Genomic DNA, 9,918 nt, shown 5'->3' on the forward strand with positions numbered 1-9,918 from the left:
GCCTTCGTCGATCACTACAACCATCGACGCTACCACGAAAGCCTGCAGAACCTAACGCCGGCCGACGTCTACTTCGGGCGCGGCCAGACCATTCTGCAACAACGAGAAAGGATCAAAAGAAAGACCACCGAAACCCGGCGCTTGCTTCACCGCAAATCCGCCGCATAATCAAACCAACCGGATGAGCCAGATCCTCTCTTAGCTCAGGCGCCCATCTGTCCCAAAATCCCTGACGACGGACAGGTACTGACCCTCGGTCACTATGCGCCACTGGAAACTGAAGAGATTGTCGCCTATCAATCTGAAATCAACTTGCGCTAACCGGCGGCGTTTCAGTTTCGATTTATGTGGCTAAGCTCCTGTAAAGGAATGCCTTTCAAAAGCTGAACTCGCTGCAGTCAGTTCTGCTCGGCAGCATTTTGACGAACTCCAACTTTCAGCTCCCAAAGAAGCCCATATGCAAAATTTCAAATCACTTCAGGTCTTTTTCTGGGTATGCAAGCTTGGCAACTTTTCTGCCGCTGCAGAACGGCTGAATATGACACAACCAAACGTGTCCCAACGCATTTCTGCGCTCGAAACGCTGTTTGGGAAGTCGCTGCTGAATCGCAAGATCAAACCCATAACCCCGACCAGCGACGGGCAGCTTCTGCTTAGGCATTGTGAAACGATCCTGCGGCAGGTAGCGGCGCTTGAAACGGATTTGGAGCTGCATCAGAAACAGGCCCGTATTGTCCGCTTGGGGGTTTCTGAGACAATCGCGCAGATCTGGCTTTCCGAATTTTTAAGCCAGGTGCGGCTCAAGTTTCCCCGGGTCCGATTTGAGATCGAAGTCGATGTGACATCAGCCCTGAAAGCAGCGCTTGAAGCCGGAGAACTGGATTTATCTTTCATGCTGGGCCCTGCGCCAAGCAGTGACTACGCCTCAATCCAGCTGGGGGCTTTCCCCCTGAAGTTCTATTGCGTGCCAGGCCTTGTGCCGAGTGGGCATCTGACGGTGGAGGATCTCTTGCGCCTGCCGGTGATAACTTATCCCAAACGCGCCTATCCTTACGGCGCATTGAGAGAGGCGCTGTATCGGCTGCTGGGGGAAGCTCCGAAAATCATCACCTCAACATCTCTGGCAACGATCCGCAGTATGACCCTGGATGGCACGGGTGTTGCTCTTGTTGCAGATGGCGCAATTCACTCGGGCCTGGCGCCGCGCGACGCCGCAACTGACTTCACTTGCCTGACAAGTGACATCTCCTTGGATCCTCTTTGTTTTTTTGGGTTTTACCCCTACAGCCCTGGCAGCGGCATGTTGGGTGAAATCACTGAGATTGCGCAAAATGTTGCACAGAAGAGAGCGCCGATCTGGCCTTGAAACAGATCAGCTATTATGTTTACTTATATGAATTCATTCTTATAAATAATTTTGCGTAATATCTATGTTGTGCTTGTCTTGCTGACAACTTAACGTCAGGAGACTGAATAAAGTGTCGGCAAGCGAAAAACACTTTGAACCAAGTCCAGCAGATATCTCCGCGGCAAGGGCACGTATCGCCCCCTATGCGGTTGCAACTCCTGTTCTGGAAAACGAAGAACTCAACCGGCGTGTAGGCGGCAGAGTTCTGATCAAACCTGAGATACTTCAGCGCTCGGGCTCTTTCAAATTTCGCGGGGCGATCAACCGTGTTCTGCAACTGACCAAGGCAGAAAAGGCCGGCGGCGTTGTTGCCTGGTCTTCCGGCAATCACGGACTTGCCCTGTCATATGTCGCCAAGGAACTGGGCATCGACGCAACAATCCTGATGCCGCAGGAGGCCCCCAAGGCCAAGATCAACGGCGTGCGGGCAAATGGCGCGACTGTACGGCTTTATGACAAGACCAAAGAAGTGCGCGAGGAAATCGGTGCGCAGATCGCTGCTGAAACCGGGGCTGTCATCATTCCGCCCTATGATGATCCCTACGTCATCACTGGCCAGTCAACTTTGGGTGCCGAATTCTCCGAGCAAGCCCAGGCGATGGAGGCTCCTCTTGATGCCGCGCTGTTCAGTTGTTCTGGTGGTGGTCTGGTCTCCGGTGCGGCGACGGGTGTCCATGCTGTTAACCCCGACACAGAGGTGTTCAGTGTGGAGCCCGAAGGGTTCGATGGCATGGCACAGTCTCTGGCGGCAGGTGAACGTGTTACGGCCTCCCCCGTTCTGACGTCCATTTGCGATGCCCTGCTGGTGACTGTTCCGGGCCAACATACTTTCCCGCTGTGCCAGTCGCATCTGAAAGCTGGGCTGACAGTCACGAATGATGAAGTGATCGCCGCCATCCAGTTTGCCTATAAAAACCTGAAACTTGTCGTCGAACCCGGTGGCGCTGCTGCGCTCGCTGCTGTTCTGGCCGGCAAAATCGAAACTGCGGGCCGCACAACGGGCATTCTCTTGAGCGGCGGCAATGTCGATCCTGAAAAATACGCCACCTATCTTGTTTCCGAACTGCCTCCGGCAGCTCCAAATCAATAAGCAGGAAAAGAATATGCTTGATTTGCAAAGTCAAAAGGGCGCCTTGATCGCCAAAACCATCGAAGATTTCATGACGCTGGATCTGACCGGCGTTGGTCTGATCGACAAAATCTACACAGCCCTGCAAACGCAGCAGCCTGGCCCCGCCTGTATGGGCGGCGCAGAAATTCTGGTCAAAAATGTCCGGGAGCACGGCGGGCCGGTCGTGATTGCAACCGGTTTCCCCGAGGGCGCCGGTGTTCCGGAAACCGATGGCCCGGTCGGCGCAGCGCTGCTGGCGCGGGCTTTGTTCCTTGGCCTGGGGATTGAATCGGTAATCCTGGTTGATGAGGACTGGGAAGAAATGATGGCCGGGACATGCCGGGGTGCCGGTCTTTCGCCCCTGCCCTTCCCGGAAGACGGCGTCGTCCGCCCGATTGAATTTATCCGTCCGGTTTACATCCGCACCGTTCCCAAAGACGATGACGGCTGCAGAAAAATCACCGGAGCGCTTTTGAACGATACCAAGCCCTCGGTTGTGGTCTCGATCGAACGGCCAGGTATGAATGACCATGGCCTGTACAATGGCTTGGGCGGCCGCCCGCTTGACGGTTTGGTGGCTGACCTGGATCAGTTCTTCACCGCTGCAAAAGCACAAGACATCCCCTTTATTGCGATCGGCGACGGCGGCAACGAAATGGGCATGGGCGTGATTGCGGAGGATCTGCGCACCTTCAGTCCAAAAGCCAAAGACAGCGGCATCCCGGGTCGGGGCGGCGTTGCGGCAGTCATGGTTGCGGATCATCTGATCGTCTCCAATGTTTCGAACTGGGGCGCGACCGGTCTGGTCGCGGCGCTGTCGGCTCTGCTGGAAAAGCCCAACGTGTTCCACAGCGCGGAGCTGGAAGTCCGCTGCATTGAACAATGTGTCACCTTCGGCGGCGTGGACGGCATGTTCATGGCCCCAGAACCGGCAGTGGATGGCATTTCGGCCAAGGAATGGGCCGGTCTGATCGACAGTCTGCGCAATACGCTGGACCGCCTGAACGGCCGGGTAACCGGATGGAAGGGCGACAGCGGCGACTGGCGCCAGCAGAAGTGACAAAAGCAATGGGAAAAATCGATAGCCGCCTCGCTGAACTTGGGATCGAGTTGCCTGCAAGCAATCCCCCCCAGGGGAACTACCTGCCCTACCGCAAAACCGGGAATCTGGTGTTTATTGCGGGCCAGGGTCCGCGAAATGCGGGTGAACTTGTCTACAAGGGTATCGTTGGTCAGGACCTGACGCTTGAACAGGCACAGGATGCGGCCCGCCTGTGCGCGCTGAACCTGCTTGGTCAGCTGCGCAACGCCTGCGATGGCGATCTGGATCGGGTAACTGGCGTGATCCGATTGGCTGGGTTGGTACGCTGCACAGTTGATTTTGAAGCTCAGGCCAAGGTTCTGAACGCCGCCTCCGATCTCATCTGCGATGTCTTTGGCCCGGCAGGGGCCCATGCCCGCATTGCTTCTGGCACACACGCGCTGCCATCAGGCATGGCCGTAGAGATCGAGGCCGTTTTCGAAGTCGCAACGGATGCGTGACTTGCCGAGAGAACGCCACCTTACCCACAATTCAAAACTATCCAACGGAGGAAATCTGAAATGAAAACAATAACCAGTGCAGCCCTGCTCGCCGGCGCCGTTGCCGTCGCACCTGCCGCCGCGCAAGAGCTGGAAAAGGACCACTTCAAAGTGGTCGGCATTGCGTCCACCATTCCGGTTGCCATTTATGATGAGAAACCATTCTGGACAGACATTCTGCCTTCAAATTCCGGGGGCAAGCTGACGGCCGACCTGACACCGATCGAACAGATGGGCCTGGATGACCAGTCCATGCTGCGTTTGATGAAGCTGGGTGTGATGGATTTTGCGGGCATGGATATCACCAAAATGGCTGGTGACGATCCGCGGTTCGAAGCCTGCGACCTGGCGGGCACGCTGCCAACTGCCGAACTCGCACGGGAAGCCTGTTCTGCATATAAATCCGTCCTGAACGAGCGGATGGAAAACAACTGGAACACCAAATTGCTGGCAATCGGCGCGAATACCCCCCAGGTCATCTGGTGCCGGGGAGATGTTGGCAGCATTGCCGATCTCGAAGGGAAAAAGATCCGCGTTTACAACAACACGCTGCGTGACTTTATCTCTGGTGTCGGCGCGACATCCGTTTCGATTTCTTTCTCCGAAGTCGTGCCTGCGCTGAACAACGGGGTTGTTGACTGTGCCGTGACCGGTTCGCTCAGCGGCAACTCGGCTGGCTGGCCAGAAGTGACTGACAGCGTCTTCATGCTCCCGCTGGGCTGGTCGTTCAACGTGGTTGCAGTGAACAAGTCCCGCTGGGATGGCCTGCCAGAGGCGACGCAATCTTTCCTGACCGAACAGTTTGCGGCCTATGAAGACAAGATGTGGGCGACGCTTGCCGAAAGTATCAACCAGTCAGAGGTGTGCAACTCTGGTCAGGATGGCTGTACTTTGGGGAAATCGGCAACAATCAAACTGAACTACCCCAGCGACGCTGACCTGCAGCGGGCGGCCGAAATTGTGAGCGAAACGGTTCTTCCCGGCTGGGCCGAGCGTTGCGGTGCCGAATGCACTGCGAACTGGAACAGCAACATCGGTGCAACAATCAACCAGACGATCCAGGCGAACTAAATCTGGACCAAAAGGGGCCGTACCGCGTAAGCGGTGCGGCCTGTATGTCATCCCACTTCCTGGATGTCATTTCTTTAGCACACATTTCTAAGCAAATCGGAAAGCCACAGGATGAGCCCGCTTATACAACATACGCTCAGGTATAATCGCCTGATCACCCGATCTGGCCTTTGGCTGGGAGGGGCGGTCATGCTTGCAGCAGCGCTCCTGATCGGCTCGGACATCCTGCTGCGAGTCGTCTTCAACAAAGCAATTGACGGGGCAGACGAACTTGCCCGTTTTGCGCTTGCCATCGCAACCACATGGTCCCTTGGCGGTGCCTTGCTGGACCGTACGCACATTCGCGTGGACACGGCCTATGTCCGATTTCCGGCCAGGATGCAGCTCACGGTGGATATTGCCGCCCTGATTGCCTTTCTTGCCGTTTTTGCCGTCGTGACCCTCTTTGGCTTTGAACTGGTTATACAATCCCTTCAGACCTCATCCCGCTCCACCTCAGCTCTGCAAATTCCCATGGTTTACCCCCAGGCCATATGGCTTGGCGGGCTGATCATGCTGCTGTTCTCTGGTCTGGTGCTTTTGGCCTGCTGTCTCGCCTTGATTGCCAAAGGCGACTGCAAAGCAGCCAGCGCGCTGGCAGGCATCAAGAGCGCTGAAGAAGAAGTGCAGGAGGAAGTGGAGCTGCAACACACAGAAACACCTCAGACATCCAAAGGACATCAGCCATGATCGCAACATCTTTGGGAAGTTTGCTTGGATTGCTTTTCCTTGGCATTCCTGTGGCCGCAACCCTGATCCTTGTGGCGCTCATCCTGTCCGGCACTTTCTCTCCCCTGCCTTTGCACTTTGCGATCGGAGAAATCGCCTGGACGGTTTCAAACAATTTTCTGCTAATCGCCATCCCGCTGTTCGTGCTGCTTGGAGAGATCCTCTTGCGCTCTGGCCTGGCGTCGCGGATGTACACGGCTCTGGTCCTGTGGATGCCATGGCTGCCCGGCGGTCTGATGCACTCCAATATCGCGGCCTGCACAATGTTCGCCGCGACTTCGGGCTCCAGCGTTGCCACCGCTGCGACTATAGGAACGGTGGCGTTGGAGGAGGTCGAAAAGAACTCCTATAATGAGAGGCTGTTTCTGGGAACGATCGCCGCAGGCGGCACATTGGGCATTTTGATCCCGCCTTCGGTCAATCTCATCCTGTATGGGGTGCTGACTGAGACCTCCATTCCCAAACTGTATCTTGCAGGGCTGATCCCCGGCATTCTGTTGGCGGCGCTATTTATGGTTTTGGTCGCGGTCGTCTGCACCATGAAACCTGAGTGGGGTGGGACCAGAAACACTGCGACACGCGCGCAGAAACTCCAAGCATTGCCGGACCTGTTGCCACCCGTGGCGATCTTTGTCTCCGTCATCGGCTCCATCTATCTGGGCTGGGCAACCGCAACCGAAGCTGCCGCCCTGGGTGTGCTTGCGGCCCTGGTAATCGCGGCCTGCTACAGGTGCCTGTCCGTAAAAGTTATCCTGGACGCCTTTGAAGGTGCGATGAAAACCACCGCGATGATCATGGCTGTTATGATCGGCGCCTATTTCCTCAACCTTGTTTTTGGGGCTATCGGACTGCCTCAGGCCGCCAGCAACTGGATTGCGGGAATGAACCTGGAGCCGCTCGCGCTCTTTGGTCTGGTTGTTCTGTTCTATTTCATTCTCGGCATGTTCATGGAGACCCTCTCGATGATGGTGGCAAGTGTTCCGATCATTGCGCCCATCATGGTTCAGGCTGGTTTTGATCCCGTTTGGTGCGGTATCGTGATTGTGCTGCTGATGGAGATCGCTCTGATTACCCCGCCCGTAGGCTTGAACCTTTTCGTGGTTCAAAGTGTGCGCAAGCGAGGTCCGGTCGAAGACGTTATCTTTGGCGCCCTGCCTTTCATGCTGATCATGCTTCTGTTTGTCGGCATCTTGTATCTGTTCCCGCAGATCGTGCTTTTCATTCCATACGGATAACCAAGCACTTGTCACATTTCCCCGGGCCAAATCCACTTGATGAGCGAGGCCCGGCCATCCACCTGCAATGTTATCCTTCCTTGTTGTACGCCCGACACCGGTGATCCAAGCCCCCTCTGCAAGCGTGCCCCTTGGTCTTTCAAGGCCTCTCTGAACCAGACGACGTCCTATCCGCGCTCCCCCTGCAGCCACGCGAGAACTGGACCGGCTGATTGCAGAGCGCGGGGCGCCGGGAGCAATTGTGTCTGACAACGTCCTATGTCGGGAATTTCCGGCTGCTTAGGTCAGCAGGTCATGGAGCATCCGGAGCCCCGGACGCCCTGACAGGTTGGCCCAGACGGGTTCTGCCGTCAAGAATTGATCTCTTCCATAGCAAACACAGGGTACGCGCCTTGGCGGCCCTCACCGTCCTTAATACGAGATCCCAAATCCCAAGCAGAAAGCCCGAACATTATCTACGAGGTCAGCGAACTGCCTCCACGGCCCTTGTCAGAGAGAGGTCTTTCCGCCTGGGCTCACCCCTCGAAGAAGGGGCGATAGGGTTCGCCGTGTTTGACCACGGCGTGTACGGTGCGCGCCATCTTGGCCGCGATAGCGGTATAGGCCTTGCGGCGCAGATGGGCATTGTGCCGGTCCTTGGAGATGTAACGCTCGAACTTGTCGCGGAAGCTGTTGGTCTTCTTTGACGCAGCCGTCTGACCCGCCATCCAGAGCCTGCGCCGGAGCCGGGCATTGCCATACTTGGAGATCTTGCTTTGTCCGCGGAACAATCCGGACTGCACGGTTGCGAGATCCATGCCGCAGAACTTCAGGAACTGGCGGTGATGCCGGAAACGGCGCAGATCTGGCGCAAGATCCACCTGGGGATTGATGCGGAAACGCTGGAGGTTCGGGCCGTAGAGATCACAGGGAACCATATCGGCGATGAACCGGTTTTGCCCGACCTGCTTGGCCAGATCCCGGCGGACCAGGAAATCGGCAGCGTCACGGCAGGTGGGGCCTAGGACACACGCAAATGCCACGATGCCATCGCTAACCGCAGCGCCCACGCCGTCATCCCGCCCCGCAAGAACGCCAAGCCATGGAAGACCGTCACCGTTGGCGCGGTCGCCCGAAACGAAGCACTGCGGGCATCAAAATACCTCGGCCGTGCCCTGTGACGACGATGGAGCGGATACCACCGCCGAAGCCGCGTCGAAACGAAACCTCTCGTGACATTGCTTCGCAATGCACTGCTGGTCAGTGGATGCACTGGGTGAAACTGCTGGGGCAGCGCCTCATGGCGCGGGACTTCGACCGACAGGTCGCGGAGCTTCAGGTCCGTATCGCCGTTCTGTACGGCTCCACCGCGCTCGGCATCCCTGTCACAGAGCCCGTGGAATAAGTCCGTCCGGGGAAAGGGGAACCCCGGCCATCAGCCGATTTGTGCGACAGAGCCGGCCAATGCCGTCAGCACCATGAACTTGAAACACATTCTTCACCAGATCGAGCCCGACTGCGATAATCTCCGACATGACCGTTCTCCTTTGTGGATCTAAAAAATCCACCTTGGCACAGTGATGCCGTCGGGCGGCGGTTACATCATCAAACCCCTTCATCGCCAAGAAATCTGAAATACGGTCTATCAAACAGCGGTGCCGGATCATGGCTGTCACATCAGTCGATTCACACGAAAAAGTGAAACATCTACAGCAATCACCTATTGACGGCCTCTATTCGCGATACTTTTGGAAAGTTTTACTGCTCATTTGCCGGCATTTTGGAGCCTTTCAACGATTCCAACTTGGATTCCAGGGCGAGCCAAGTCGCAAATGCTAGCGAAAGATTGTGGCTGTTTCGGAAACAACCACTCGAAAGAAAAGGCAACACGGATTTATCGCACACTGGAGATCGAAAAATGAAAAATTTCTGCACTATTCTGGAAGGCCGACCGATGCATTTTTTGCTCAGGCTCAAATATCCGGAATCGGACTTTAATCAAGTAATTTGAAGAACTTATTAGTTCTGTCTCCAACAGATTCACTGGCGCAAAATTGTACTTTTGCGCAGTATGAAAAAGGGTGTGTTCGTGATGCTTAACGCTGAACAGTCTGAAGTCGTAGAAACAACAATGGTCGCATATGATGCGATTTTTTCTGAGCTCGGTCCTGAAGCCCGGACCGCGTTCCGAGACACCGTAGAAGAGCAGCTGACCTCGGGTCTCGATATTCCTGAAGTGCACGCAGTCAGTCAGGCGACGTACTATTCAAACTGGAACTTCGGGCTGGTGAATGGATTGAGAGCCAAAATCGCCGGAGAAGACTTGGCGGAAGATGATGAGGACAACAATCAAGCCGCCAATATCGCAGAGTTCGTGGCAAAGGATCTGAAAATCGCTGCGAAGATTGCAGCTGCCATCGAACAGCAATATTCCGATGTGACAAAGACAGTAAACAATACTCAGCACATCAACACGCTTACTGGTCAGTTGATAGATGATATCGACAAACTGGAAGCTGATATCGGAATTCTGCAGAGTGACGTCGCGCGCTACAATGATCCGCAGAGCCCCGACTATGATACTGCCTTGGCGCAGAAAGCTCAAAAAGATCTCAACACCAAGACGACACTGTTGGATGGCGTTGTTGCACAAAGGCCGTAGAGGATTCACTTTGCGAATCCCGTAGGTTAGATCGGCGGCATGCCGAAGCCTGCCTCTTCCCGCTATCGAACAACGAACTGGTCCAACTATAACGCATCACTTC

General features: G+C 55.6%; 9 protein-coding genes and 3 pseudogenes. 10 read left to right on the forward strand and 2 right to left on the reverse strand.

Annotated features, from left to right (window positions below):
- From ACP151_RS20735 to ACP151_RS20770, 8 genes and pseudogenes are all read left to right on the forward strand, one after another.
- Window positions 1–168: pseudogene (locus ACP151_RS20735) on the forward strand (IS3 family transposase); the annotation flags it as partial.
- A 289-nt stretch (window positions 169–457) separates the two neighbouring features.
- On the forward strand, window positions 458–1,366 hold the full coding sequence (locus ACP151_RS20740) for a LysR family transcriptional regulator (RefSeq protein ID WP_424980118.1): 909 nt from the start codon (window positions 458–460) through the stop codon (window positions 1,364–1,366).
- A gap of 112 nt (window positions 1,367–1,478) precedes the next feature.
- Window positions 1,479–2,498: a threonine ammonia-lyase gene (locus tag ACP151_RS20745; RefSeq protein ID WP_424980119.1), complete on the forward strand. Its 1,020-nt coding sequence runs from the start codon at window positions 1,479–1,481 to the stop codon at window positions 2,496–2,498.
- Between the two features lie 13 nt (window positions 2,499–2,511).
- The gene (locus ACP151_RS20750; protein WP_424980120.1) at window positions 2,512–3,579 is read left to right on the forward strand and encodes a glutamate cyclase domain-containing protein; all 1,068 of its coding nucleotides are present in this window, start codon (window positions 2,512–2,514) and stop codon (window positions 3,577–3,579) included.
- 8 nt (window positions 3,580–3,587) lie between these two features.
- Entirely contained in the window at window positions 3,588–4,061 is a 474-nt protein-coding gene (locus tag ACP151_RS20755; protein ID WP_424980121.1) for a RidA family protein, read from the forward strand.
- A 60-nt stretch (window positions 4,062–4,121) separates the two neighbouring features.
- Entirely contained in the window at window positions 4,122–5,171 is a 1,050-nt protein-coding gene (locus ACP151_RS20760) for a TRAP transporter substrate-binding protein (protein WP_424980122.1), read from the forward strand.
- A gap of 189 nt (window positions 5,172–5,360) precedes the next feature.
- Window positions 5,361–5,900 carry a TRAP transporter small permease subunit gene (locus tag ACP151_RS20765; RefSeq protein ID WP_424980123.1) on the forward strand — a complete coding sequence of 180 codons (540 nt, stop codon included), beginning with the start codon at window positions 5,361–5,363 and terminating at the stop codon, window positions 5,898–5,900.
- Window positions 5,897–7,174, forward strand: a complete 1,278-nt coding sequence (locus tag ACP151_RS20770) for a TRAP transporter large permease (RefSeq protein WP_424980124.1) — start codon at window positions 5,897–5,899, stop codon at window positions 7,172–7,174. Before ACP151_RS20765 ends, ACP151_RS20770 begins: the two co-directional genes overlap by 4 nt.
- 489 nt (window positions 7,175–7,663) lie before the next feature.
- Here ACP151_RS20770 and ACP151_RS20775 read toward each other — a convergent pair.
- A pseudogene (locus ACP151_RS20775) lies at window positions 7,664–8,025 on the reverse strand (transposase); the annotation flags it as partial.
- Between ACP151_RS20775 and ACP151_RS20780 the strand changes: the two are divergent.
- A pseudogene (locus tag ACP151_RS20780) lies at window positions 8,014–8,558 on the forward strand (transposase); the annotation flags it as partial. The pseudogenes ACP151_RS20775 and ACP151_RS20780 overlap by 12 nt on opposite strands.
- Here ACP151_RS20780 and ACP151_RS20785 read toward each other — a convergent pair.
- Window positions 8,539–8,820, reverse strand: coding sequence for a hypothetical protein (locus tag ACP151_RS20785; RefSeq protein ID WP_424980733.1), 282 nt, complete (start codon window positions 8,818–8,820; stop codon window positions 8,539–8,541). The pseudogene ACP151_RS20780 and the gene ACP151_RS20785 overlap by 20 nt on opposite strands.
- 404 nt (window positions 8,821–9,224) lie before the next feature.
- Here ACP151_RS20785 and ACP151_RS20790 point away from each other — a divergent pair, with 404 nt between their 5' ends.
- Entirely contained in the window at window positions 9,225–9,815 is a 591-nt protein-coding gene (locus ACP151_RS20790) for a hypothetical protein (protein WP_424980732.1), read from the forward strand.
- Window positions 9,816–9,918 lie beyond the last annotated feature (103 nt).

Source organism: Leisingera sp. S232, assembly GCF_049800895.1.
Lineage (GTDB): Bacteria > Pseudomonadota > Alphaproteobacteria > Rhodobacterales > Rhodobacteraceae > Leisingera.

What these genes read in the sequence shown, in the direction of transcription:
- ACP151_RS20740 (WP_424980118.1), top strand. Translation starts at nt 458, where the DNA reads ATGCAAAATTTCAAATCACTTCAGGTCTTTTTCTGGGTATGCAAGCTT.
- ACP151_RS20750 (WP_424980120.1), top strand. Translation starts at nt 2,512, where the DNA reads ATGCTTGATTTGCAAAGTCAAAAGGGCGCCTTGATCGCCAAAACCATC.
- ACP151_RS20755 (WP_424980121.1), top strand. Translation starts at nt 3,588, where the DNA reads ATGGGAAAAATCGATAGCCGCCTCGCTGAACTTGGGATCGAGTTGCCT.
- ACP151_RS20760 (WP_424980122.1), top strand. Translation starts at nt 4,122, where the DNA reads ATGAAAACAATAACCAGTGCAGCCCTGCTCGCCGGCGCCGTTGCCGTC.
- ACP151_RS20765 (WP_424980123.1), top strand. Translation starts at nt 5,361, where the DNA reads ATGCTTGCAGCAGCGCTCCTGATCGGCTCGGACATCCTGCTGCGAGTC.
- ACP151_RS20770 (WP_424980124.1), top strand. Translation starts at nt 5,897, where the DNA reads ATGATCGCAACATCTTTGGGAAGTTTGCTTGGATTGCTTTTCCTTGGC.
- ACP151_RS20785 (WP_424980733.1), bottom strand. Translation starts at nt 8,820, where the DNA reads ATGATCCGGCACCGCTGTTTGATAGACCGTATTTCAGATTTCTTGGCG.
- ACP151_RS20790 (WP_424980732.1), top strand. Translation starts at nt 9,225, where the DNA reads ATGAAAAAGGGTGTGTTCGTGATGCTTAACGCTGAACAGTCTGAAGTC.